This is a genomic window from Janthinobacterium salmonicoloratum, assembly GCF_051380845.1.
Lineage (GTDB): Bacteria > Pseudomonadota > Gammaproteobacteria > Burkholderiales > Burkholderiaceae_D > Janthinobacterium > Janthinobacterium lividum_F.
On the sequence record NZ_JBNYXV010000004.1, the window covers coordinates 115,701 to 139,923 of the forward strand.

At 60.6% G+C, this 24,223-nt stretch carries 21 protein-coding genes; 6 read left to right on the forward strand and 15 right to left on the reverse strand.

The window, feature by feature from the left end:
• Positions 1-193: 193 nt before the first annotated feature.
• Positions 194-2,260: a TonB-dependent receptor domain-containing protein gene (locus ACQ4WY_RS20105; RefSeq protein WP_436505543.1), complete on the forward strand. Its 2,067-nt coding sequence runs from the start codon at positions 194-196 to the stop codon at positions 2,258-2,260.
• Positions 2,261-2,263: 3 nt separating this feature from the next.
• On the opposite strand, the gene ACQ4WY_RS20110 is transcribed toward ACQ4WY_RS20105, so the two are convergent.
• The 9 genes from ACQ4WY_RS20110 to ACQ4WY_RS20150 all read right to left on the reverse strand — a co-directional run bounded on the left by ACQ4WY_RS20110 (position 2,264) and on the right by ACQ4WY_RS20150 (position 9,671).
• Positions 2,264-2,761: a glycine zipper family protein gene (locus ACQ4WY_RS20110; protein ID WP_436505545.1), complete on the reverse strand. Its 498-nt coding sequence runs from the start codon at positions 2,759-2,761 to the stop codon at positions 2,264-2,266.
• Positions 2,762-2,776: 15 nt separating this feature from the next.
• Entirely contained in the window at positions 2,777-3,157 is a 381-nt protein-coding gene (locus ACQ4WY_RS20115) for a hypothetical protein (RefSeq protein WP_436505546.1), read from the reverse strand.
• A gap of 205 nt (positions 3,158-3,362) precedes the next feature.
• A complete protein-coding gene (locus ACQ4WY_RS20120; protein ID WP_436505547.1) occupies positions 3,363-5,486 on the reverse strand; it encodes a sodium-translocating pyrophosphatase in 2,124 nt (707 codons plus the stop codon).
• Between the two features lie 178 nt (positions 5,487-5,664).
• A complete protein-coding gene (gene adk, locus ACQ4WY_RS20125) occupies positions 5,665-6,321 on the reverse strand; it encodes an adenylate kinase (protein ID WP_077400901.1) in 657 nt (218 codons plus the stop codon).
• A gap of 243 nt (positions 6,322-6,564) precedes the next feature.
• On the reverse strand, positions 6,565-7,320 hold the full coding sequence (gene kdsB / locus ACQ4WY_RS20130; protein WP_436505548.1) for a 3-deoxy-manno-octulosonate cytidylyltransferase: 756 nt from the start codon (positions 7,318-7,320) through the stop codon (positions 6,565-6,567).
• A 2-nt stretch (positions 7,321-7,322) separates the two neighbouring features.
• Positions 7,323-7,499, reverse strand: coding sequence for a Trm112 family protein (locus tag ACQ4WY_RS20135; RefSeq protein ID WP_010395789.1), 177 nt, complete (start codon positions 7,497-7,499; stop codon positions 7,323-7,325).
• The gene (lpxK, locus tag ACQ4WY_RS20140; RefSeq protein WP_436505549.1) at positions 7,480-8,535 is read right to left on the reverse strand and encodes a tetraacyldisaccharide 4'-kinase; all 1,056 of its coding nucleotides are present in this window, start codon (positions 8,533-8,535) and stop codon (positions 7,480-7,482) included. The genes ACQ4WY_RS20135 and lpxK overlap by 20 nt, the downstream gene beginning before the upstream one ends.
• Positions 8,536-8,628: 93 nt before the next feature.
• A complete protein-coding gene (locus tag ACQ4WY_RS20145; protein WP_436505551.1) occupies positions 8,629-9,069 on the reverse strand; it encodes an ExbD/TolR family protein in 441 nt (146 codons plus the stop codon).
• A complete protein-coding gene (locus ACQ4WY_RS20150; protein WP_353658435.1) occupies positions 9,066-9,671 on the reverse strand; it encodes a MotA/TolQ/ExbB proton channel family protein in 606 nt (201 codons plus the stop codon). Before ACQ4WY_RS20150 ends, ACQ4WY_RS20145 begins: the two co-directional genes overlap by 4 nt.
• A 1,305-nt stretch (positions 9,672-10,976) precedes the next feature.
• On the opposite strand from ACQ4WY_RS20150, the gene xseA reads away from it, so the two are divergent.
• The 3 genes from xseA (at position 10,977) to ACQ4WY_RS20165 (ending at position 13,648) form a co-directional block, all read left to right on the forward strand.
• Positions 10,977-12,338, forward strand: coding sequence for an exodeoxyribonuclease VII large subunit (gene xseA, locus ACQ4WY_RS20155; protein WP_436505552.1), 1,362 nt, complete (start codon positions 10,977-10,979; stop codon positions 12,336-12,338).
• Positions 12,339-12,415: 77 nt separating this feature from the next.
• The gene (locus ACQ4WY_RS20160) at positions 12,416-13,126 is read left to right on the forward strand and encodes a hypothetical protein (protein WP_436505553.1); all 711 of its coding nucleotides are present in this window, start codon (positions 12,416-12,418) and stop codon (positions 13,124-13,126) included.
• A 285-nt stretch (positions 13,127-13,411) separates the two neighbouring features.
• Positions 13,412-13,648 carry a hypothetical protein gene (locus ACQ4WY_RS20165; RefSeq protein ID WP_436505554.1) on the forward strand — a complete coding sequence of 79 codons (237 nt, stop codon included), beginning with the start codon at positions 13,412-13,414 and terminating at the stop codon, positions 13,646-13,648.
• A gap of 147 nt (positions 13,649-13,795) precedes the next feature.
• Here the strand turns inward: ACQ4WY_RS20165 and ACQ4WY_RS20170 are convergent, their stop codons facing one another.
• The 6 genes from ACQ4WY_RS20170 to ACQ4WY_RS20195 all read right to left on the reverse strand — a co-directional run bounded on the left by ACQ4WY_RS20170 (position 13,796) and on the right by ACQ4WY_RS20195 (position 21,902).
• The gene (locus ACQ4WY_RS20170; RefSeq protein ID WP_436505555.1) at positions 13,796-16,246 is read right to left on the reverse strand and encodes a TonB-dependent receptor; all 2,451 of its coding nucleotides are present in this window, start codon (positions 16,244-16,246) and stop codon (positions 13,796-13,798) included.
• 106 nt (positions 16,247-16,352) lie between these two features.
• On the reverse strand, positions 16,353-17,393 hold the full coding sequence (locus ACQ4WY_RS20175; RefSeq protein WP_436505556.1) for an ABC transporter ATP-binding protein: 1,041 nt from the start codon (positions 17,391-17,393) through the stop codon (positions 16,353-16,355).
• Position 17,394: 1 nt separating this feature from the next.
• Entirely contained in the window at positions 17,395-18,762 is a 1,368-nt protein-coding gene (locus ACQ4WY_RS20180) for a GH1 family beta-glucosidase (RefSeq protein ID WP_436505557.1), read from the reverse strand.
• Between the two features lie 26 nt (positions 18,763-18,788).
• Entirely contained in the window at positions 18,789-19,607 is an 819-nt protein-coding gene (locus ACQ4WY_RS20185; protein ID WP_070282696.1) for a carbohydrate ABC transporter permease, read from the reverse strand.
• Positions 19,604-20,530, reverse strand: coding sequence for a carbohydrate ABC transporter permease (locus ACQ4WY_RS20190; protein ID WP_436505558.1), 927 nt, complete (start codon positions 20,528-20,530; stop codon positions 19,604-19,606). The genes ACQ4WY_RS20185 and ACQ4WY_RS20190 overlap by 4 nt, the downstream gene beginning before the upstream one ends.
• Before the next feature lie 82 nt (positions 20,531-20,612).
• Positions 20,613-21,902, reverse strand: coding sequence for an extracellular solute-binding protein (locus ACQ4WY_RS20195; protein ID WP_436505559.1), 1,290 nt, complete (start codon positions 21,900-21,902; stop codon positions 20,613-20,615).
• Positions 21,903-22,295: 393 nt separating this feature from the next.
• On the opposite strand from ACQ4WY_RS20195, the gene ACQ4WY_RS20200 reads away from it, so the two are divergent.
• A complete protein-coding gene (locus ACQ4WY_RS20200; protein ID WP_436505561.1) occupies positions 22,296-23,315 on the forward strand; it encodes a LacI family DNA-binding transcriptional regulator in 1,020 nt (339 codons plus the stop codon).
• A 212-nt stretch (positions 23,316-23,527) separates the two neighbouring features.
• On the forward strand, positions 23,528-24,106 hold the full coding sequence (locus tag ACQ4WY_RS20205) for a superoxide dismutase (RefSeq protein ID WP_070224622.1): 579 nt from the start codon (positions 23,528-23,530) through the stop codon (positions 24,104-24,106).
• The last annotated feature ends 117 nt before the right edge of the window (positions 24,107-24,223 follow it).

Below are 24,223 nucleotides of genomic sequence, written 5' to 3' on the forward strand. Positions count from 1 at the left end.
CTCCTGCCATGCGCACCCTGCAACGGTGTTTTATTTCCTTTCAGCACTTTCCTTCTTGCCAGCATGGCATTACAATAAGAACGATTCTTATTCTCATTCGTGGAATGGGAGCGCAGTTTATTATCTTTTCATTCATTTATACCCGAGCCACCCGGAAGGCAGCCAGGAAATAACAACATCCGGAAAGTCCACCATGACCAAGCGCAGTCCCGCCTTCGCAACCTTCGTAGCCCCCGTCGCCACTCCCGCCCGTGCCATCCATTCCGCCGCCCTGCTCCTGCCGTGCCTGCTGTCGCTGGCCGTCAGCAACGCCTGGGCCGAAGGCAATGTGGCCGCCGATCCCACCATGAACACGGTGGTCGTCACCGCGTCGGGCACGGCCATCGATATCAAGGATGCGCCGGCCAGTATCAGCGTCATTACGCGCGAGGAAATCGAGCGCCAGCCCGTGTATGACCTCAACACTTTGCTGCGCCGCATCCCCGGCGTGACGGGCGGCACCGGCCCCGAAGGCGAAGCGTCGAAGATCAAGCTGCGCGGCTTGCCCGACAAATACACCCTGATACTGGTCGATGGCAAGCGCGTGGGCAGCTCGAGCGACACGGCTTACCGCCCAGACCTGGGCCGCCAGGACTTGAACTGGATCTCGCCCGACATGATCGAGCGTATCGAAGTGGTGCGCGGACCCATGTCCTCGCTGTACGGCTCGGACGCCATGGGCGGCGTGATCAATATCATCACGCGCAAGGTGCCTGGCAAGTGGAACGGTTCGGCCACGGCCAACTACACGCAGCCGCAGGACAGCGACCGCGGCACGGCGCACCAGCTGGGCGTGAACCTGGCTGGCCCCCTGTCGGACACGGTCGGCATGCGCCTGGGCTTGAGCCAGACGCGCCAGAATCCCGATGAAAAATACGACAAGGCGGGTGGCATCGGCGGCGAACGCAACCAGACTGCCTCGGGCCAGCTGACCTGGGCGCTGGGCAAGAAACAGAACCTGTCGCTCGATGCCAGCTACGGCAGGCAGGAAGCCAGCGATTCGAGCACACGCGATGCGGACGGCGAGGCGCTGGTCCCCAGCTGGGGCGCCAACAAGCTGATACGCAAGAGTGTCAGCCTCGGCTATGAAGGCCGCTGGGACTTCGGCAAGACCACGGTCAACCTGTATCACAACGACTTCGACAACGAAGTTGTCGGCTCGGTAGCGAAATCCAAGGACAGCACCCTCGATGCCAGCCTGGAAAAACGGCTCGGCTGGGGCGGCATCGAGCAGATGCTGGTGATGGGCGGCCAGTGGAAGCACCAGGAACTGACGAACACGAATACCATCGGCACCGTGCCCACCGATTACCTGGGCAACACCGTCAGTGGCGCGACCTTGTCCGGCACCACCTCGGCCCTGTTTGCGGAAGATCAATTGTTCCTGCGCGAGGACTTGACGGCCACGGCCGGCCTGCGTCTGGATCACCACAGCAAGTTCGGCAACCACTACAGCCCGCGCCTGTACCTGGTGTACCACCCTGCCCCCGCCTGGACCATCAAGGGCGGCGTCTCGCAAGGCTTCCGCGCCCCGAGCCTGAAGGAAAACTCGCCGGCGGCAGCGACCAACTCGGCCGGACGCGGTTGCGGCAGCCTCAAGCCGCTGGGCTACATCAAGGGCGACTGCTACATGGCCGGCAATGCGGACTTGAAGCCGGAAACGAGCACGGCCGGTGAGATCGGCGTGGCGTGGGAACAGAATGGCTGGGATGTGGGCCTGACCTACTTCCACACGGATTTCAAGAACAAGATCGACTATGCGCCGCTGGGTTTTTACCAACAGCGCTGGTGGACCAAGATGACGAATATCCAGAAAGCGCGCACCAGCGGCCTGGAAGCGACGGCCACCATCCCGCTGACGAAAAACCTGAACTGGCGTAATAACGTGACCTACATGGCGGAAGCGAAAAACCTGACCACGGGCGCCAACCTGCTGTCGACGCCAAAACTGTCGTGGTACTCGGCGCTGGGCTGGCAAGTCAACGACCAGCTGTTCGGCGAAGTATCGGCCCAGTACACGGGCAAGGAACTCGATGCCGGCAAGCTGGCCGACAAGGCCTACACCATCGTCGACACCGTCGTGTCATACAAGGTCACGCCTCAGTGGACAGTGCGTGGCGGCGTGCAAAACCTGTTCAAGAAGGGCCCGATGGCCGATGGCCTGGTCGACTATTACGTGCCGGGACGGCGCATGTTCGTCGGCCTGACCTCGCGTTTTTAAGGCCTAATAACGGGGCGGCGGCGTATCGGGCGGCGGCGTGGCGGCATTCGCCGGTACGCCGCTCAGCATCTGCCCGGCCACGGGCACCTTGTGGCCACTCGCATACATGCATTGCTGATAGCCGTTATCGTAGCGGCGCTGCATGCCATACGAGGAACTGTCGGCCGCGCCCGTGCCGGCCAGCGCGCCGAACAGCAGACCCGTTCCCGCTCCCACGCCGGCGCCATGGCCGCCATCGATGGCGGCGCCGGCCGCCGCACCAAGCACCGTGCCCAGCGCCGCACTGCGCACGCCGCTGTCGACGCCGGCCTGCTGCGCCGACGCACCACCGAGCTGTCCTTGCGCATAAGCGCGGCACTGCAGGTCATCGCCGCGGAACTGTTCGAAACTCTTGCCCGTGCCCGGCAAGACCATGGCCGACGGCCCTTCCGGCATCACCGTGCACGCTGCCAGCAAGAGGGGCGCCAGCAATGTCGCCCGCGTCCATAAGATCGTGCTCATGTCACACCTCGCTCATCATTGCACGCTGGCAGGCGCCACGGCGCGCCATGGTAGCGCGCAACTTTTCACATAGGGATAATAGCCTTGCGGATTGCGGCAGTAGTACCACATCTGCGCCGTCGGTTCGCCGCCCTGTTCTACATACACTGGGGGTTGCTGCACGATTACCGTGCGTCCATACGGGTAGCCGTACCAAGGATCGCCATACCAGCCCGGCCCGTACCCATACAACCATGGCGAGCCTATCCAGACGCCCACATGCGAGTGGCCATGAAAATTCCCATGCCCGCCGTGAAAGCCGCCATGCCGGCCAGGCGCCGCCTGGACCAACCCTGCCGCGCCCACCAATATCAGCAGCGCCAGCAATGCGCCGCCCTTCCTGTTGATGCTGTTCATGACATCCTCCTACCTAACCCTATTTACCCCACCTGCCCGAGCGTGGAGCGCCATTCATTATTGGCAGAGATATAGGGCAATAAAAGGCGCCGTAACAATTGCTCACCTTTTATACGCCAAGGATATGGACTGCAGGAAAGTTTCACTGACACAAAAGCGAACAGCCCCGCGGCACGGGCCACGGGGCTGCCGGGGATGCGCCGCCTTATTGCGCGGGCAAGCTTTGCACGGGTGTGGCCGGCGCCAAGGTGGGCGGCGCGGGTACGTGGATGGGTGCCGGGGCCTTGACCGCCAGCCAGCCCGTGGCCGGCAGCAGCGGCACCAGCAGCAGGGCCACGATATTGATGATCTTGATCAAGGGATTCACTGCCGGGCCGGCCGTATCCTTGTACGGGTCGCCCACCGTATCGCCCGTGACGGCCGCCTTGTGCGCGTCTGAACCCTTGCCGCCGAAATGGCCATCCTCGATGTATTTCTTGGCATTGTCCCAGGCGCCGCCCCCCGTGGTCATGGAGATGGCCACGAACAGGCCCGTGACGATGGTCCCCATCAAGAGGCCGCCCAGCGCCGCTGGCCCCAGCAGCATGCCGACGACGATGGGCACGACCACCGGCAGCAGCGATGGCACGATCATTTCGCGGATGGCCGACGCCGTCAGCATGTCGACGGCCTTGTCGTATTCGGGCCGCGCAGTGCCTTCCATGATGCCCTTGATGTCGCGGAACTGCCGGCGCACCTCGACCACCACGGCGCCCGCCGCGCGGCCGACGGCTTCCATCGCCATCGCGCCGAACAGATACGGTATCAGGCCGCCGATGAACAGGCCGACGATGACCATGGGGTTCGACAAATCAAAGGTGATGTGCTGGCCCACGGATTCGAGCGCATGCGTGTAGTCGGCGAACAGCACCAGCGCTGCCAGCCCGGCCGAGCCGATGGCATAGCCCTTGGTGACGGCCTTGGTCGTGTTGCCGACGGCGTCGAGCGGATCGGTGATGGCGCGCACGGAATCGGGCAAGCCCGACATTTCCGCGATGCCGCCCGCGTTATCCGTGATGGGGCCATACGCGTCAAGCGCGACGATGATGCCCGCCATCGACAGCATGGCAGTGGCCGCAATGGCGATGCCATACAAACCGGCCAGCTGGTACGAAACGAGGATGGCGACGCAGACGGCCAGCACCGGGTAGGCGGTGGACTTCATCGACACGCCCAGGCCGGCGATGATATTCGTGCCGTGGCCCGTCGTCGACGCTTCCGCGATGTGGCGCACGGGCTTGAAGTCCGTGCCCGTGTAGTACTCGGTGATGTACACCATCAGGCCCGTGAGGACGATGCCGACGACGGTGGCCCCCAGCATCTTGTAGCGCATGGCGTCGTCGGGCCACAGCAGCCACGTCACCACGGCAAAACCCACCAGCGACAGGCCCGCCGCCCACCACAGGCCCGTGTACAGGGCCGACATGATCTTCTTGCCCGGGGCCGTCTTGACCATCGAGCAGCCGACGATGGAAGCGAGGATGGAAACGGCGCCCAGCAACAGCGGGTAGATGATGGCCGTGCTGCTGGCCTCTGCCATCAGCAGTGCGCCCAGCAGCATGGTGGCGATCAGGGTCACGACATAGGTTTCGAACAGGTCGGCCGCCATGCCGGCGCAGTCGCCCACGTTGTCGCCCACGTTGTCGGCGATGACGGCCGGGTTGCGCGGATCGTCCTCGGGAATGCCCGCCTCGACCTTGCCCACCAGGTCCGCGCCCACGTCGGCGCCCTTGGTGAAGATGCCGCCGCCAAGCCGCGCGAAGATGGAAATGAGCGAGGCGCCGAAGGCCAGGCCGATCAAAGGCTTGATCAGGTCATGCTGCGTGACGCCGGGCGCGCCCGTCGTCACCAGCAGCCAGTAAAACAGGGTCACGCCCAGCAAGCCCAGTCCCACCACCAGCATGCCGGTAATCGCCCCGCCCTTGAAGGCCACGTTCAGCGCCTGGTTGATGCCCAGGGTGGCCGCCTGCGCCGTGCGCACATTGGCCCGCACCGAGACATTCATGCCGATGAAGCCGCAGGCGCCCGACAGCACGGCGCCGATCAAAAAGCCCAGCGCCGTATGCAGGCCAAGCAGCGCATAAATGGCGATCAGGAGCACCACGCCGACGATGGCGATGGTGCGGTACTGGCGCGCCAGGTAGGCGGCCGCGCCCTGCTGGATGGCCAGGGCGATTTCCTGCATGCGCGCGTTGCCGGGATCCTGCCTCAGGATCCAGCTACGCGACACCAAACCGTAAATGACTGCGACTACGCCGCAGGCTACCGCAAACCACAAACTGGCTGCCATATCGTCCCCTTCTGTTTTTATCCGACGTCATTGCCAACAGCTGCAGACCGCACCGGGTAGGCACGCGCAGCCAGGAAAACACGACCTGCAAAAAACCTGAACTACGAAAACGACACGGCACCGCTGGCGAAAAGCGGGCACAAAAAAAGCGGACACTCAGGTCCGCTTTTCAAACTGCTTATTCCGCCAGGGCGGCAAATGCGCTGTCGCGGATTTGCTCGACCGGACCGACGCCGGCGATGCGGCGGTATTTCGGTGCGCCTGGCAGGCCGGACTTGGCCCAGTCATTGTAGTAACCCAGCAAGACCTTGGTCTGGTTGTGGTACACGTCCAAGCGCTTCTTGACCGTTTCCGCCTTGTCGTCGTCGCGCTGGATCAGCGGTTCGCCGGTGATGTCGTCGACGCCGTCGACCTTGGGCGGATTGAATTTGACGTGGTAGACGCGGCCCGAACCCGGGTGGCTGCGGCGGCCGTCCATGCGCTCGATGATCGAAGCGTCAGGCACGTCGATTTCCAGCACGTAGTCGACATTGATGCCGGCGTCTTTCATGGCGTCCGCTTGCGCGATGGTGCGCGGGAAACCGTCGAACAGGTAGCCATTGGCGCAATCGGCTTCCTGCAGGCGGTTCTTGACCAGGCCGATCATGATGTCGTCCGACACGAGGCCGCCCGCATCCATGACTTTTTTCGCTGCCAGGCCCAGTTCCGAGCCTTCCTTGATCGCCGCGCGCAGCATGTCGCCCGTGGAGATTTGTGGAATGTTGTATTTTTCTTTGATGAAATTAGCTTGGGTGCCCTTGCCGGCACCGGGTGCTCCTAAAAGTATCAGACGCATTGAAAAGTTCCTAAAAAACAGATTTTGGATGGTGGTATGTGTAATTATTTTTAGATGGTGTTGCTATGGCTATCTTTCCCTACGAAACTTACCACAAAAAATCCCCGGAGCGCCAGTTTGCTATCGAATTGATATGCCCTGATTGATCAAAGCCAGCAATTAGCGAGGCGGACGTTTCAAAATGTGGTTTTTACTGCAGGCGCCCAAACTATATTTGCACGCCTGCCGTTTTGCGGGTAGCGCTTACAGGGCGCGATAGTGCGCCTGCACGCGTTTGAGATCTTCCGGCGTGTCGACACCGGCGGCAGGGGCCGAGTCCGTGACATGCACGGCGATGGCAACACCGTGCCACAGCACGCGCAACTGCTCCAGCGCCTCGATGGCTTCCAGCGGCGAAGCGGACAATTGCGGATATTCTTGCAAGAACGCATTGCTGTACGCATACAAACCGATATGCCGCAGCGGTACGTAACCTTGCGGCAAGCTGTCTTTCGACTGCGCGAAGCCGTCGCGGTGCCACGGAATCGTCGCGCGCGAAAAATACAAGGCACGGCCGTTCTTGTCCAGCACGACCTTGACCACGTTCGGATTGAACGCATCGGCCATGTCATGCAGCGGATGGGCGCAAGTGGCCATGGGGACGGTGGCGCTGATCTGCGCCGCGCAGGCGGCCAGCAGGGACGGATCGATCAAGGGTTCGTCGCCTTGCAGGTTGACGATGACGGCGTCGAGCGGCAATGCTAGCGTGCGCGCCACTTCGGCGATGCGGTCCGTGCCCGACGGATGGTCGGCGCGCGTCATGCACACTTCCACGCCATGCGCGGCGCAGGCGGCGCGGATGCTGTCGTGGTCGGTGGCGACGATGACGCGCGCGGCGCCAGACAGGGCTGCCTGCTCGGCCACGCGCACCACCATCGGTTTGCCGCCCAGGTCAGCCAGCGGCTTGCCCGGCAGGCGCGTCGAGGCCAGGCGGGCCGGGATGATGACGATGAACGCCATCGTTATTCCACTGCGTCTTGCAGGGTGCGCGCTTCGTCCGCCCACATGATGGGGATGCCATCGCGGATAGGATAGGCGAGGCGGTCGGCGCGGCAAATCAGTTCCTGCGCCTTCTTATCGTGTTCAAGCGGACCCTTGCAAACAGGGCAGACCAGGATATCAAGCAGTCGAGCGTCCACGACATTTCTCCACAATTTGTTGGGCCAGCGCGCTATCGATGCGCGCACTGACGGGGACGACCCACAGTCTCGGGTCATCTTTGAGATGTTCAATTTGCGCACATTTTACTGCATCCTTCTCTGTGATCAAGATCACATCCGTGTCCAGTGCCGCAAATGGCTGGTCGAGGAAGTCGTGATGATCGGGCAGGGGCAGTTCCATGAAGTCCAATCCGGCCCCGCGCAGCATGGCAAAGAAACGCTGCGGGTTGCCGATTCCGGCCGCCGCCACGATACGCTGGCCGCCCGCCGCCAGGGTCGCCAAAGGCATGCGCTCGCCGCGGTCGATCAGGCGCTCGGCCACGCCGCCATCGAGCCGCATCTGCACCACCAGGGCCCCCTTTGGCGCCACCTGCGCCACCAGCGCCGGCGCCAGCTCGGGCGCATTGATCACCGTCACATCGCGCCGGCGGCGCGGCGATTCGCGCAAAGGTCCCGCCGGCAGCAGCCAGCCATTGCCGGCGCCGCGGCCATCGAACAGCACGATTTCCACGTCGCGCTGCAAGGCGTAATGCTGCAAGCCGTCGTCCGTCACCAGCACGTCGACGTCCGGGTGCGCGGCCAGCAGCGCCCTGCCCGCTTGCGCGCGGTCGCGCCCCACCATCACGGGGCAACCGCCGCGCTGGAAGATCAGCAGCGGCTCGTCGCCCACCTGTTGCGCCGTGGAAGCAGCGCTGACGGCGCGCGGCGAACGGTCGGCGCTGCCATGACCGCGCGAAATGACGCCCGGGCACATGCCCGCGTCGCGCAAGGCTTGCACCAGCCAGATCGTCAGCGGCGTCTTGCCGGTGCCGCCAATGAAAATATTACCGACGACGACGACGGGCACGGGCAGGCGCGCGGATTTCAGCAGGTTTGCCCGGTACAGACCGCGCCGCACGGCGCTCAAGGCGCCAAACAGCAGGGAGACGGGCCACAGCGCGCACGCCAGCGGGCCGCGCGTCAGCCAGGCGCGGGTGAGAGTGGTTTCAAGCTTGGCGGGGGAGGATGTGGGCATGGGGACAGACGTAAAAAATAACCCCAGGTGCAAAATCCGGGGTCAGACCCGGCGGGTCTGACCCCAACACTTCGATTGGGGTTGAATAATAGCTTACTTGCCGCCCGCCTGCGCCGCAAACGTCAGCTTTTCATAGCCGGCCAGGCGTGCCGCTTCCATCACGTGGATGACCATCTGGTGCATGGCGAACTGGTCGGCGTTGACCACCACCACGGGCGTCTGCGCGGGCGCCTTGCCGCCATTCGCCGCCTTCGCCGCGTCCTGCAAGGCGCCGGCCAGGCCGGCCACGTCGCGGAACGAGACGGGTTCGCGGTTGACCGTGTAATTGCCCTTGGCATCGATGGTGACGTCGAGCTGCTGCGGCTTGTCCTTGGCTTGCTCGGCGTCGGCCGTCGGCAAGGTGATCTGCAGCTCCGTAAATTTGCTGTAGGTGGTGCTGACCATGAGGAAGATCAGGATCACCAGCAGCACGTCGATGAACGGGATCAGGTTGATTTCGGGGTCTTCACGCCCCTTGCCTTTACGGAAGTTCATTTGCGGCCACTGTGGACGATGTCGACGAACTTGACCGCTTGCTGCTCCATGTCAATGACGAAGCTGTCGACGAGGGCGCGGAAGTGGCGGTAAAAGACCAGGGCCGGCATGGCGATGGCCAGGCCAAAGCCCGTGTTATACAAGGCCACCGAGATGCCGTGCGCCAATTGTGCGGGATTCGAGCCGCTGGCGTTTTGCGAACCGAAGATTTCGATCATGCCGACCACCGTGCCGAACAGGCCCATCAACGGCGCCAGGGTGGCGATGGTGCCCAGGGTCGTCAGGAAACGTTCCAGCGTGTGGGCCACGCCGCTGCCCGCCTCTTCGATCGACTCCTTCATCACCTCGCGCGGCGCGTCGACATTGCGCAGGGCGGCGGCCAGCACGACGCCCAGCGGCGAATTATCTTCCAGCTTGGCCACCGTGTCCGGCGTGATCTTGCCGCTGCGATACACCTGCACCACTTCATCAAACAGCTTGCGGGGCAATATCTTGGCGCGTCGCAAATACAGCAGGCGCTCGATGATCAAGGCCAGGGCGACGATGGAAGCGATCAACAACAGCCAGATGGGCCAGCCAGCGGCTTGAAATATAGCGAGCAAAAGAAACTCCTGGTAAAGGGAAGGCGATGGACCGCCCGAACAGCCTGTATTGTACCGAGCGCCGAAGAACGATTGTACGTCCGCGCGGGAATGGCGCAATGTAGCGCGTTGCCGCGCCGGCGGCAAGTGGCGCCTGCATGGCATTTGCCCACACCGCGCACAGTTTTGCACAATTTGTGTGGATAAGATTGTGAGCAAGCATGAAGTACAGCATGCAAGTCATTGATTTTCATGAGAATTATCGCAGTGCGCAAAATACAGGCATAGCAGCTCATCGCCAGTAGTCAATGTCATAAAATTAATAACTCTGAAGTTCTGCACATTTACTGTGGACAAGATTGTGTGCAAAGCCGAGGAATTAAACTAAGTATTTGATTTTAAAGGAAAATAAATCAATGCGCAAAAAAGTGGCAGCGGGCGTGCAATACGCGGCATATCGGCCTTGAAAGTTCTGCACACAATCTGTGGACAAGATTGTGCGCAAGCTCAAAAATAGCCGCCAAGTACATTGATTTATATCGTTTTTATGGTCATGCATAAAAATGTGGCAAGGGCTGAAAAGCGGAGTTTTTCATGCAAAAAAGCGTCGTCGAACGGCACTTTTCCACCGCCAGCACAGTTCCACACATAAAGTGTGGATAAGATTGTGAGCAAGCGGATTGACTCCATGCAAGAGCATTGATTTTAAAGGGATTTTTTTCTCTGCTGAAAAATAAGGCAGCAATATGGCAGGTCCACGCAGTGGAAAACCCGGGCAAAGCAGGAAACGGTTTATGCAGTTTTGCACACATTCTGTGGATAAGATTGTGAGCAAGACCTACGGCATGATGCTACACCATTGATTTATATGACTATTTTTATGCTGCGCAAAATTCAGGCAAGCCGTACCATGGAGCTTCCAGTGGATAAATCCGGCACTGCGCCAGAGTTCTGCACATTTTTTGTGGATAAGATTGTGCGCAAGGCCAGGCATGGCATACTAAGCGCTTGATTCATATGGGCTTTATTTCCGTGCGCAAAAATGTAGCAAGGCATTTTTATCGGTCAAATTGGCTTGCCGGCCAATGTTTGTCCGAGGTAAAAAGTTCCGCACACTTTCTGTGGATAACTTTGTGCGTAAGTGGCAGGGGCTGTACTGATGTGCTTGATATTAAAGGTTTTTTTCCCTGTGCACGCAAATCAGGCATACGGGAATTCATCATGAAATCAAATACTTAGAAATAGAACTTGTTGTTTTGCGCGATATATGACATAAGCATGACCTCGCCGATAATATGTGGACAGTTCCTTCCCTCCCCCAGCTTGATGATGACCGACAACCCGACTGACAGCGGCTTTGCCGCCCCGCCCGTGCTGACCGTCAGCGCCCTGAACCAGGCCGTCGCGCGTCTGCTCGAACGCTCGTTCCCCCTGACCTGGATCGCCGGCGAGATTTCCAACTTCACGCGCGCCGCTTCCGGCCACTGGTATTTCACCTTGAAGGACGATGGCGCCCAGGTGCGCGCCGTGATGTTCCGTGGCCGCGCCCAGTTTGCCGGCTTCACGCCGCGCGAAGGCGACAAGGTGGAAGTGCGCGCCCTCGTCACCCTGTACGGCGCGCGCGGCGATTACCAGATCAACGTGGAAGCCATCCGCCGCGCCGGCGTGGGCGCCCTGTATGAAGCGTTCCAGCGCCTGAAGGAAAAACTGGCCGCCCAGGGCCTGTTCGACCAGGAGCGCAAGCGCGCCATTCCCATGTTCGCGCGCAGCATCGGCATCGTTACCAGCCCGCAGGCGGCGGCCCTGCGCGACGTGCTGATCGCGCTCAAGCGCCGCGCGCCGCACATCTCCATCATCCTCTACCCCACACCAGTGCAGGGCCAGCAGGCAGCGGAAAAAATCGCGCACGCCATCCGCACGGCATCAACAAGGGCCGAGTGCGACGTGCTGCTGGTGTGCCGTGGCGGCGGCAGCATCGAGGATTTATGGTCGTTCAACGATGAAGCCGTGGCATACGCGATCGCCGATTGTTCCATGCCCGTGATCAGCGGCGTGGGCCACGAAACGGATTTCACCATCGCCGACTTCGCGGCCGACCTGCGCGCAGCCACGCCGACGGCGGCGGCCGAACTGGCGGCCACGCCGCGCGCCGACTGGATGGCCTCCCTGCGCGCCGATGCGACCGACCTGCGCCGCGCCATGCGCCGCAGCCTCGATGATGCGGCGCAGACCCTGGACCGCCACAGCCGCCGCCTGCTCAACCCGAAGGCGCAGCTGCAGCAGCAGCGCTTGCAGCTGCTGGCCCTGTCGACGGCCATGACGCATGCGGCGCGCGCGCCCGTCAGCCAGTCGCAGTACGCGCTGGAACGCCTGCGTTCGCGCTGGGCGGCCTTGCGGCCCGACGTCACGGCGCCGCGCGCGCGCCTGGTGGAAGCCCAGCGCCGCAGCGGCGCGGCCATGGCGCAGCAGCTAGGCCAGCGGCGCCACCGTCTCGACGGCCTGGCGGCGCAGCTGGAGCTGTTGAATCCTCAGCGCACCCTGGAACGCGGCTACGCCATCCTGCGCGACGAAAAAGGCGCCATCGTGCGCTCGCCGGCGCAGCTGCAGGCGCGCCAGAATGTCAATGTGCGCCTGGCCGAAGGCAGCGCGCAGATCGGCATCGCCAGCGTGCAAGCTACACTAGAATAGGTCAAAAAATCCCCCTAAATACGCGATAGCAAAAATAAAAAATAATAATTTCAATTTAAAAAAAAGAGAGATTCACGATGGAAAATGATGAGTTAAGCATTTTAAGAAATTCAGATTTACAAGTAGCATTAGAAAGCCTATCTGACTACGAATTCACAACAGCACTTATAAAAAACAAATCAGATAACGTAAATAAAATATTAGAGTCACTGAATCATAATTTAGCATCAAAAATGCTATCACTACTAAGTGCCACTCAAATAATTAAAATATTGAAAATCTGCAATTCAAATGCAATATCAAAATTTCTAGAACTCGTTCAGCCACCCCAAATAGCAAAGATTCTTGAAAAGTCAAACAACGAATTAACATTAAAAATCATAGACTCAGCTCCATCTTACAAATACAGGATAGGAATAGCAAAATCATTGCCAGTTGAAAGAAGGAAAATTTGGATTGATCATGTTCGCGCTATGGAGGCAGACTTTAATGAAACACGCAGCCGGGCAGATGACGCATCCACATCTTTATTTGAAGATAGAAAAAGACTTCTTACTGACCTAGAGAGCGCTATCAGAACGAGAGAAAGTATGCTCGAAAATCTAGAACTGGAGTCAAAAAACAAACTGCTACATTATGCAAGATTAGCAGAAGATGAAGAGTTAAAGTTAAAAACAAAATTAAAAGAAATTGACGAAAAAAAATACAACATTGAACAACAGGAAAAAGAACTTGCCGAAAGAGTTTTTGAATTCGAAGAAACAACAAAAAAGCAAGTTCAAGAGTGAATAGAACTAAAAGTTCCAGAATATGTCGCTGCGGCTTTAAAAGTACTGGACGACAGAGAAATACTTTATCAAAAAAAAGCTTTTCACTGGAGCACGCAGGGAATACTAGTATTATTTACCGCGATTATTTCTGCAATATTTATATCCCTCTACGGCGCAGGTTTTGGCACATCACTTGACAACCTACCTTGGCAGACTCTTCTGTTTGTAACATTCAAGGGATTAATAATTTTAAGTGTTCTTGGAGTATGGGCGAAACATGCATTTACAGTTAGCAACGCATATATGCATGAATCCATAAAACGTTCTGACCGAGCCCACGCAATTAATTTTGGAAAACTATATTTAGAAATATATGGAAATTCAGTAGATCGGAAGGAACTAATTGACATATTTGAGAATTGGAATATTACAAGTGAGAGCGCATTTTCAAAAGCAAATCCGTCTGGATTTGAACCTCAAATTTCAGACAAGATAGATATGATTGCAAAATTAATTAATGGGCAAAAAAAGGAGGATTGATTTAAAAATAACCCATATTACTTTCTTCATTAATTTCACCTCTAAATTCCGCGAATTTCAATTCAAAGTCAAAAAAGGCCGGGGAAACTCCCCGGCCCAACACCTGCCCTACTGAGTGGACTGCAACTACTGTTTCACACTACCCGATCAGAACTTCATCGATACGCGCGCGCCAAACGTGCGCGGCGCGTTGTAGAAGGCGCCGTAGATCTGCTGCGTGGGCTGGCATGGCATGCCGACGTCCGTGCAGATTTCATTGACGTCTAGCTTGACCGCCTCGTCGGTGGCGTTCTGCACGAACGCTTCCACCGTATAGGCCTTGTTCGCCGGCTGGAAGCGCAGGCTCAGGTCCAGGGTGGTGTAGGCTTCCTGGCGCTTGACGCCCGCATGGCCCGGCACGTCGCCGTTGAACGCCCCCGCTCCCACGTACGACATGGTTTCATAGTGCACCGAGGCGCGCGGCGTGAGCTGGCCGCCGGCGACAGTGAAATCATGCTCGTACTGTACCGTGGTAGAAAACTTCGGCGCATGCTTCATGGTGCTGCCGCCCACGTTCACCAGTGGCGCCGTGGAGCCGCAAGACTGGCCATTCGCGCGCGCAGCATCGACGTCGCACGACATGAAATCATCGTACACAGCCTTCAACCAGGTGGCGTTGCCCGTCAGGCGATCGACCTTCGTTGGCCGCCACACCCATTCCGCTTCCAGCCCCTTGACGGTGGCGCCGGCCGCATTGAAGTTGGCCAGCACGCTGTTGACCACCTGCGATTCGAGCTTGTCCTTGTACTTCATCAGGAAGGCATCGAGGTTCAGGGTCAGTTCGCGGTTCAGCAGGTCCGACTTGAAGCCGATTTCATAGCTGGTCAGTTTTTCCGGCTTGGTGGTGGCGCCGCCGTCGCCGATGGCCGGCGAATGGAAGCCCGTCGTCACGGAACCGAACAGCAAAATATCCGGGCGCAGCTTGTACTCGATGCGGCCCAGCCATGTGGCCTGGCCGTATTTCAGGTCGGCCGTATTGTCGCCCGGCGTATTGCCGCAGGTGGCCGCCGTGATGGCGCCGCCGGGCCCGATATTGTGCGTATTGGCCAGGCCCGAGCCGGGCGTGACCAGCTGGCGCAGCTGGTCGGCAGTGAGCACCGTGGTGCCCAGCGGCGTGTTCGCGGGCCAGTTCGGGCAGGCCCAGTTCTTGCCGCCGACATCGAATTTATGGTCTTTCGTGTAGCGCGCGCCGGCCGTCAGCTTGATCTGCTCCGTCACCTGCTGGCTGACCTGGCCAAACACGGCCTTTGATTTGAGCTGGCGGTCGCCCTGGATGAAGGACATAGCCGAGGCGTACTGGCCCACGGTGGGCTGCACGAAGATCACGGCGCCGTTGGCGATATCCTGCTGCACGGCCGCCTGCGAAATCTGGCTGCGGTCGATATCGAAGCGCACCTTGTTCTTTTCATTGAACAGGAACAGGCCGGCCACCCACTGGAACGGTGCATCGTCGTCCGAGCGTGCCTGCAGCTCGTGCGAATAGCTGTCGAACTGCGCCCAGTCGGTGCGGTTTTCCGACTTGAAGCCGGGGAACAGGCCCGCATCGGAGTCATTGCTGTTCTGGCGCTTGTAGCGGCTCCAGCTGCCCAGGTAAGTGAAGTCCAGCGCGTCCGTCGGCTTGTAATTGAGCTTGCCCTTGTAGGTCAAAATCGACTGGTCCAGGGTGCCCGGCGTGTCGATCAGGGCCGAGCGCAGCTTCTCGCCCGCTTTCGGTTCGGCCGCCAGGTAGACGTTGCCCGCGCCCTGGTCGAGGAAGTAGTCGGCGATGAAGGTGCCGCGCAGCTGCGGCGTGAACTTCCACAGCAGGGACGCGCGCACGCCCATCTGGTCGCCAGCGCCATACTTGGCCGTGCCCGGCATGACGTTCGAACCGCGACGGAAGTCCACCGTGCCGTCGTGGCTATCCTTGATGGCGGCAATGCGCAGCGCCACATCGTCGGACAACGGGATATTGAGCATGCCCTGCGTCTGCAGATGGCGCTTGTCGCCCACCGTGATGCCGGCCGAGCCCATGAACTTGGCCGTGCTCGGCGCGGCCGACACCAGGTTGACGGCGCCGGCCGTCGAATTGCGTCCGTTCAAGGTGCCCTGCGGACCGCGCGCCACCTCGACGTGCGACAAGTCATACATCAGCGCCGTGGCGCCCTGGGGACGCGGCGAATATACGCCATCGACATAGAAGGCGACGGCCGGGTCGCCCAGCTCCGTGTGGTTGGCCGAACCGACGCCGCGCATGTAGACGTGCACGCCGCCCGAGTCGCCATGCTGCTCGACGACCAGGCTGGGCACCATGGCCGCCAGCGACGCCAGATCCTTGACCTGGTTGTTTTGCAGGGTGTCCTGGTTGAAGGCGGTGACGGCCAGCGGCGTCTCCTGCACGAAGGTGTTGCGGCGCGTGGCCGTGACGACGATGCGGTCCATCTGCTCGGCGGCCGGTTTTGCCGTGTCGGTGGTGGTCGTATCTTGCGCCACCGCGACACCGCTGCCCAGCAAAATGAACTGGGCGAAGGTCGCATGCGCCAGGCTGAGGGCGATGGTGTTGCGTTTGAGCTGTTGCATTTTTTTGTCTCCTGTACCGCTGGTTGAATGATGATCACATAGCTCTTTGGCTACTGCTGCACATTTTTTGGGTGTCAATCTGAAGTCATGTCGCCTCCGTGCAGGGTCAATGGGTAGCCACGGCGCGCCCGGCCGTGTCGAATAGAAAGGCATGGCCTTCTTCCGGTGCGAAGCCGATGGCGCTGCCCTGCGCCAGCGTGTGGCGCGCCTCGCCGTGCAGCTTGATGGCCACCGCGTGCTGGCCGCCGTCGACCATGGCGTGGATGATCTGCGCGTCGCCCAGCTGTTCAATCAGGGTCACGCTGGCGCCATAGCCTTCATTGCGCGGCACCAGGCGCAGGTGTTCGGGGCGTATGCCAACCAGCATGCCCGCCTCGCCTCCGAGCTGGCTGGCCAGCGCCGGGACGGCGGCGCACGGCAAAAAGTTCATGCGCAGGGCGCCGATGAAGCCGGCCACGAACTGGCTGGCCGGGTGGCGGTACAGGTCCAGGGGCGCGCCCACCTGTTCCAGGTGGCCGCCGTGGAAAACGGCCACCCTGTCGCCCAGGGTCATGGCTTCGACCTGGTCGTGGGTGACGTAGATCATGGTGGTGCCCAGTTCCTGGTGCAGCTTGGCCAGCTCGATGCGCGTCTGCACGCGCAGCGACGCGTCGAGGTTGGACAGCGGCTCGTCAAACAGGAACACCTTGGGTTGGCGCACGATGGAGCGGCCGATGGCCACGCGCTGGCGTTCACCGCCGGACAAGGCCTTGGGCTTGCGCTCGAGCAGGTGCGTGATCTGCAAAATCTCGGCCACCTTGCCGACTGCGGCGCGCACTTCCGCTTCCGGCCTGCCCGCCAATTTGAGGGCAAAGCCCATGTTGTCGCGCGCCGTCATGTGCGGATACAGGGCGTAGCTCTGGAAGACCATGGCGATGCCCCGCTCGGCCGGCGCCACGTCGTTGGCCAGCAAGTCGCCGATGCGCAGCTGGCCCGCGCTGATGTCTTCCAGTCCCGCGATCATGCGCAGCAGGGTCGACTTGCCGCAACCGGACGGCCCGACGAAGACCATGAATTCGCCGTCATGGATATCGAGGTCCAGGCCCTTGACGATTTCCGGGCCATAGCCGTAGGTCTTGCGGATGCCGCGCAGGGAAATGGCGGCCATGTCAGTGCTCCCCGACCAGGACGGCAGCGTGGGACGCGCGCTGCGCGGCGATGAAGTCGCGGTACCACAGGGCGCTGTCCTTGAAGCTGCGCTGCTGCGTGGCGTAATCCACGTACAGCATGCCGAAGCGCTTGGCATAGCCGGAGTTCCACTCGAAGTTGTCCATCAGGCTCCAGTAGAAATAACCGCGCACGTCGATGCCCTGCGCGATGACGGCGCGCAAGGCGTCCAGGTGCAGTTGCACGTACTCGATGCGCGCCTGGTCGTGGATCTTGCCGTCGACGGGCTTGTCGGCAACTGCCATGCCGTTTTCCGTGATGTACACGGGCGGCAGCCGGTATTCGCGGTGCAGGCCCACGAGCAGCTCCGTCAAGCCTTGCGGGTAGGTTTCCCAACCCATGTCGTTGACACCCAGCTTGCATTCGGGCTTGCGCGGCGGCGTCTCGGCGCTCATGAAAGCGCGCGTGTAGTAGTTCACGCCGAGGAAATCGATGGGCTGTTTAATATCCGTGAAATCGTTTTCAAAGATAGCTAAAGCTGAAGCGTCGACGTGTTTCAGGGCCAGGGCCGGGTAGCGGCCCTTGAAGATGGCGTCCATATACCACTGCACCGAGCGCGCATATTCGAGTTCGGCCAGCTCGCGGTCCTGGGCGCTGTCGGTGGCCGGCGTGGCCGTCCATTGATTGAGCACGATGCCCAGTTTCGCGGGCGGATTGACGGCGCGCATGGCTTGCATGGCCAGGCCGTGCGACAGCAGCAGATGGTGCGACACTTGCACGGCGGCGGCCGGGTCGGCCATGCCGGGGGCGAACTGCCCCGTACCGTGGCCCAGCACGGCCGTGCACCACGGCTCATTGTGCGTGGCGATGCTGACGACCTTGTGGCCGAAGCGGCGCGCCACCTCGGCCGCATAGGCGGCGAAGTGATAGCAGGTGGCGCGATTGAGCCAGCCGCCCTCGTCCTGCAAGGCTTGCGGCAAGTCCCAGTGGTACAGAGTCAGATGGGCATCGAGTCCCTTGGCGGCCAGGGCGTCGAGCAGGCGCGCATAGAAATCGAAGCCGGCTTCGTTCCAGGCGCCGGAACCGGCCGGCTGCACCCTCGACCAGGACATGGAAAAACGGTAGGCGTTCACGCCCAGGTTGGCTATCAGCTCCACGTCATCAAAGTAGCGGTGGTAATGGTCGCAGGCCACGTCGCCATTGCTGCCGTCGATGATCTTGCCGTCCGTGTGGCTGAAGGTATCCCAGATGGACGGGCCGCGGCCATCGATGGCGGCGGCGCCCTCGATCTGGTAGGCGCTGGTGGCCACGCCCCAGGTGAAGTTGGCGGGAAAGTTGGTATCGGTGTCGTCGTTATGCATGGTAGTCATGTCAGTGTGAGTGGATTAAGAAAGATCTAGCCTTTGACGGCGCCTTGCGTCAGGCCCTCGATCAGGCGCTTCGAGGCGACAAAAAACATCAGCAACAGCGGCAGCACGGCAATCGCGGCGCCCGTCATCAGCGCGCCCCACTCCGTGTTGTTCGGCGCCTGCATGCTGCGCAGGGCCAGCGGGATCGTATAGTTCTCGACCGAGCGCATGACGACCAGCGGCGTGATGAAATTGTTCCACGAGTTGATGAAGGTGATCAGGCCCAGGGTACCCATCGCAGGGCCGATCAGCGGCAGCACGACGCGCCAGTAGATGGCGAATTCGCCGCAGCCGTCGATGCGCGCCGCCTCGATCAAGTCCTTCGGAATCGCCGTGCCGATGTACTGGCGCATCAGGAAAATGCCCAGCGCGCCGGCCGCTCCCGGCACGTACAGGGCGCGCGGCTGATCCAGCCATCCGAGGAAATCCATCAGCATGAAGGTCGGAATCATGTTCATGAAAGACGGGATGATCATCGACGCCATCACCAGGGTAAACAAGGGCCGCTTGAAGCGGAATTCGTACATGGCGAAGGCATAGCCGCCCAGCGAGCAAAAGAACAGGGTCAATGCAGTCGTCATCAGGGCCACGTACAGGCTGATGCCGATGTTGCGCCAGAACGGCAGGCGCTCCTGCAGCAGCTCGATGTTGTTCAGCAGGGCCGTGCCGAACCAGCGCGGCGGCGGCAGGCTGTAGATCTCGGCGCTCGTATGCGTGGCGAAGACGAACATGAAGTAGAACGGCGCGACCATGATCAGGGCGCCGATGGCCACCATGGCGTAGGCCGTCCAGCGGGTAGTTTTCATCGGGCCTCCTTGCGTTTTTCTCTACGTTCATTGCGGCTGAAGATACGGTTATTCACCCAGGTGGTGCTGGCGATGATGAGGAACAGCAGCCAGGAAATAGCCGACGCCGTACCGAAGTCGCCCGAGGAAAACGCTGTCTTGTAGACGAAGATGGCCGTCGTCATCACCGACTGGCTCACGCCGCTCGATTCGGCCACCAGCACGAACGGTTCCTCGAACAGCTGCAGATTGCCCATGATGGTGAGCGTGACGGCCAGGTAGATCATCGGGCGCAGCTGCGGCAGGGTGATGTACCAGAACTGCTGGCGTTTCGAGGCGCCATCGATGGTGGCCGCTTCATACAAATCCTTGGGGATGACCTGCAACGCGGACAGATACAGCACCAGATTCCAGCCCAGGTAGCGCCAGAAAATCACGAAAGCGACGGCCGGCTTGATGAACAGCGAGCTGCCCAGCCAGTCGATCGATTCGGCAGGGAACAGGCCTCCCACCAGCGGCAGGCTGGCGCACCATTGGATCAGCACATTGATCTGGCCATAGTCGCGCGAGAACAGGGTGTTGAAGACCATGGCGATGGCCACGCTGGAGGTGATGAACGGTAAAAAGTAAATGCCGATCACCAGGTTGCGCGAGCGCTTGAAGCTGTTGTGGATGAAGGCCGCCAGCGGAATGGCGACCAGGTGCTGCGGTACGCCCGAGGCCAGCGCCAGCCAGACGGTATTGCCCAGCGAGCGAAAAAACCACGGATCGCTCAAGGCGTACTTGTAGTTATCCAGTCCCACCCACTGCATGGCTTCCACGCCGCTGGCCGCTTCCCATTGGTTGAACGACAAATAGATGGAAAACAGCAGCGGGAACAGGCTGAAGACGGCGAACAGGATGAAGAAGGGGCTGATGAAAATGTACGGCGCCCACTTCTTCATGTTGAAGCGTTTCCTGGCGGGCCTCGCTGCAGCAGCAGCGGGCGCACCCTCGGTACAAGGCATGGAGGTAGTCATGCTGCTCCTAGCGCCGCGCGCGGTGAGTGATCAGGGCCTTGGCGTCGGCCAGGGCCGTCTTGATATCCTTGTTTTGCGCCAGCACGCTTTCCAGTTCCATGTTGACGATGTCGCGCGCCACGGCGTCGAACTTGTCGACGCGGATGACGGGGATTTTCGCCGCCGTGTCGCGCGCCAGCAAGCGCGTCTTCTGGCCGCCGAAATACGCTTGCGGTTCATCCATCATCGGATCCGCATACGCCGCCTTGAGGGCCGGGAAGGCGCCGATCTCTTTGAGCGAGTGCAGCTGGATATCCTTGTTGACGGTCATGAACTTGATGAATTCCCAGGCCTGGGTTTTATTCGCCGCCTTTTTCGGAATGCCGTAGAAGGAGCCGCCGTAAGACGCCAGCGCGCCGGCCGGCAGGTTCGCCGCGCGCCACTGGCCTTTGGAGTCGGGCGCCAGCCACTTGGCCAGGTGACCACTGAGCCAGGAACCCATCATCTGGCTGGCGACCTTGTCGCGTTTGAAGCCTTCGGCCCATTCGCCCGTCCAGGCCACGGTGCGCGCATCGATGCCCGCCACCCGCGCCGCCTTGGCCAATTCGAAGGCTTTGACGAAGCGGGGCGAGTCGACCAGCACCTGCCCCTTGTCGCCAAAGTAAATGCCTTCGCCATCTGTCAGGTTGGCGCGGATAACAATGTCGGCCAGGTCGCTGGCGCCGGCCAGCAGATAGGTGCCGGTGGCGGCCTTGAGCTTCTTGCCGGCGGCAATGTACGACTCCCACGAGGCCGTCAGGTCGGCCTCCTTGATGCCCGCCTTGTCCATCAGGTCCTTGCGGTAAAACAGGGTGCCGGGCCCCAGGTCGGCCGGCATGGCGCCCAGGGTGCCGCGCGAACTGGTCGCCTGCACGAAGGTGAACGGCACGAACTGGGCGCGGTACTGCCCTGCCCCGTAAGGCGGCTGCAGCAAATCTTCCATGCCCTTCGATTCGGCGAAGCTGCCGACATAACGAAAATCGATGGCCATCACGTCAGGCAGGCGTGCGCCGGCCGCCAGCGCCGTCGTCATCGAGTTATGGTGGTCGTCGATCTGCAGGCTGACCAGCTTGACCTTCACTTGCGGGTACAGCTTTTCCCACAGGGGCAAGGCCGTCTTGACGGCGCGGTCCAGGTCGGGGAACGAGGCGACGGTAATCGTGGCGGGGGCCAGCGCCGGCAGGGCTGCCGCCGGCGGGACGGCTGCGGGCGCGGCGGCCACGCCAAAGGCCAGGGTCAGCGCTGCCAGCGGGGCGGCGCCAAGGATGCTTGACTTCATTATTTCATCTCCGTTTATTGAGCGTCTTCTATCTTGAAAACGTTTTCACAACATGCTTCCATTTAACACCGCAAAGAAATGCAAGTCAACCGAAAAAGTTGTCATTTTTATTGATGGCAGCATTGCAGTAGTCGCGCCATGCCGCGTGTTCTCCTATGAGAAAGGCGAAAATACGGGCCGCCGGGCTTGCTGTTGTTTTTTGTGAAAACGTTTTCATAAGTAGCTTGGCTTAGCGCAGCAGCCGAGGTGCGCCTGCGTGCAAGCCGACGTGCACGGCCAACAATATGCCGGGTTAGGCCCGCCCTGGGGCGTTATTGGCCATTTATGGTAATCTTTCGATGAAAAGGTTTTCAGAACACTGACAACCAGCCATCTTGATACCCAGGAATCACCTTGAACGATAGCGCCCACGCTGCTCCCCCCTCCACCCTGCTCGACGTGGCCCGCCAGGCCGGCGTGTCCCCCAGCACCGTTTCGCGCATCCTGAATGGCACGGCCAGGGTGTCCGACGACAAGCGCGACGCCGTGCTGGCAGCGATTGCGCACATGAAATTCGCGCCGAACCAGATGGCGCAGGGATTGAAAAAAGGCCGCTCGATGACCATCGGCATCGTGGTGCAGGATATTTCCAGCCCCTTCTTCGACGAAAGCCTGCGCGGCGTGGACGATGGCTTGAAAGACACGGGCTATGCGTCCGTCATCGTCAGCGGGCACTGGAATGCGCAGGAGGAAGCCGACCGCATCCGTTTGCTGCTGGCGAGAAAAGTTGACGGCATCATCCTGCTGTCGGGGCGCATCTCGGACGAGAGCGTGCTCGATTTCTCGCAGCAGCGGCCCATCGTTTCGACGGGCCGCGCGCTGGCGACGAAAAGCGCCATTGGCTTCAAGCTCGACAACGAATACGGCGCCTACCTGGCCGTGCGCCACCTGGTGGAACTGGGCCACCGCCGTATCGCCTTTGTTGCCGGTCCAGCCAACAACACGGATGCGGCCGAGCGCCTGACGGGCTACCAGCGCGCGCTGCGCGAAGCGGACATCGCCATCGATCCGAAGCTGATGGTGGAAGGAGATTTCCACGAGGCAAGCGGGATGCTGGCCATGAACCATTTATTTGATACGCAGCAGCAATTTAGCGCCGTCTTCGCCGCCAACGACCTGTCCGCCTACGGCGTGCGCCTGTGCCTGTACCGCAAGGGCATCCGCGTGCCCGACGATATCTCGCTCGTCGGTTTCGATGACTTGCCCGGCTCGTCCTACACGACGCCGCCGCTGACGACCATCCACCAGCCCCTGTACGACATCGGCCGCATCGCCACCGAAGCGCTGCTGGGCCTGATCAATGGCGAAGCCGTGCAGGCGGCCATTCCGCCACTGGAACTCATCGTACGCGAGACCACCCGCCGCATCCGCTGAGGCTTGCGGTTGGGAACTTTTCCGACCGATTCAGGCGAAACGAGAATCACTACGCCAACGGCATCCGCGCCGCGTGCGGGAATCTGCAGCAATGGCGCATCCGCTTTACAATAGTGGCTCGTTCAGCAAGAATGCCTGCTTCAAGCAAGCTTGGCTCAACCCTCCGGCCACAGGCTGGAAGACTCCGAACACTCACCACAAAGGGACATCACATGGAACATACTCTGCCACCACTGCCGTATGAAATGGACGCTCTGGCGCCGCATATTTCGAAAGAAACCCTGGAATACCACTATGCCAAGCATCACCAGGCGTATGTCACCAACTTGAACAACCTGATCAAGGGCACCGAGTTCGAGAACCTGTCGCTGGAAGAAATCATCAAGAAATCGTCGGGCGGCATCTTCAACAATGCAGCGCAAGTATGGAACCACACCTTCTACTGGAACGGCATGAAGCCGGCCGGCGGCGGCGCGCCTACGGGTGCCGTGGCTGACGCGATCAACGCCAAATGGTCGTCGTTCGACAAGTTCAAGGAAGAATTCACCAAATCGTGCGTGGGCAACTTCGGTTCGGGCTGGACCTGGCTGGTGCAAAAAGCCGACGGCTCCGTCGACATCGTCAACACCTCGAACGCCGGCTGCCCGCTGACCACCGGCGACAAGCCGCTGCTGACCTGCGACGTCTGGGAACACGCCTACTACATCGACTACCGCAACCTGCGCGCCAAGTACGTGGAAACGTTCTGGGGCCTGGTCAACTGGGACTTCGTTGCCAAGAACTTCGCGTAAGCAGTTCCTGTCAACGTAAGGAGAAAAAAGCCTGCGCCGCCCCGCGCAGGCTTTTTTTTGCCTGCTGAAAGGCGAGGCGCTGCGCTACAATCAGCATCCCGCCACCCTGCCCTGCCC

Bases quoted from the DNA above. Each gene is read 5' to 3' on its own strand.
- xseA (WP_436505552.1), top strand. From the start codon at position 10,977: ATGATGACCGACAACCCGACTGACAGCGGCTTTGCCGCCCCGCCCGTG.
- ACQ4WY_RS20165 (WP_436505554.1), top strand. From the start codon at position 13,412: ATGCATGAATCCATAAAACGTTCTGACCGAGCCCACGCAATTAATTTT.
- ACQ4WY_RS20180 (WP_436505557.1), bottom strand. From the start codon at position 18,762: ATGACTACCATGCATAACGACGACACCGATACCAACTTTCCCGCCAAC.
- adk (WP_077400901.1), bottom strand. From the start codon at position 6,321: ATGCGTCTGATACTTTTAGGAGCACCCGGTGCCGGCAAGGGCACCCAA.
- ACQ4WY_RS20160 (WP_436505553.1), top strand. From the start codon at position 12,416: ATGGAAAATGATGAGTTAAGCATTTTAAGAAATTCAGATTTACAAGTA.
- ACQ4WY_RS20195 (WP_436505559.1), bottom strand. From the start codon at position 21,902: ATGAAGTCAAGCATCCTTGGCGCCGCCCCGCTGGCAGCGCTGACCCTG.
- ACQ4WY_RS20110 (WP_436505545.1), bottom strand. From the start codon at position 2,761: ATGAGCACGATCTTATGGACGCGGGCGACATTGCTGGCGCCCCTCTTG.
- ACQ4WY_RS20170 (WP_436505555.1), bottom strand. From the start codon at position 16,246: ATGCAACAGCTCAAACGCAACACCATCGCCCTCAGCCTGGCGCATGCG.
- lpxK (WP_436505549.1), bottom strand. From the start codon at position 8,535: ATGCCCACATCCTCCCCCGCCAAGCTTGAAACCACTCTCACCCGCGCC.
- ACQ4WY_RS20205 (WP_070224622.1), top strand. From the start codon at position 23,528: ATGGAACATACTCTGCCACCACTGCCGTATGAAATGGACGCTCTGGCG.
- ACQ4WY_RS20175 (WP_436505556.1), bottom strand. From the start codon at position 17,393: ATGGCCGCCATTTCCCTGCGCGGCATCCGCAAGACCTACGGCTATGGC.
- ACQ4WY_RS20145 (WP_436505551.1), bottom strand. From the start codon at position 9,069: ATGAACTTCCGTAAAGGCAAGGGGCGTGAAGACCCCGAAATCAACCTG.
- kdsB (WP_436505548.1), bottom strand. From the start codon at position 7,320: ATGGCGTTCATCGTCATCATCCCGGCCCGCCTGGCCTCGACGCGCCTG.
- ACQ4WY_RS20185 (WP_070282696.1), bottom strand. From the start codon at position 19,607: ATGAAAACTACCCGCTGGACGGCCTACGCCATGGTGGCCATCGGCGCC.
- ACQ4WY_RS20190 (WP_436505558.1), bottom strand. From the start codon at position 20,530: ATGAAGAAGTGGGCGCCGTACATTTTCATCAGCCCCTTCTTCATCCTG.
- ACQ4WY_RS20120 (WP_436505547.1), bottom strand. From the start codon at position 5,486: ATGGCAGCCAGTTTGTGGTTTGCGGTAGCCTGCGGCGTAGTCGCAGTC.
- ACQ4WY_RS20115 (WP_436505546.1), bottom strand. From the start codon at position 3,157: ATGAACAGCATCAACAGGAAGGGCGGCGCATTGCTGGCGCTGCTGATA.
- ACQ4WY_RS20105 (WP_436505543.1), top strand. From the start codon at position 194: ATGACCAAGCGCAGTCCCGCCTTCGCAACCTTCGTAGCCCCCGTCGCC.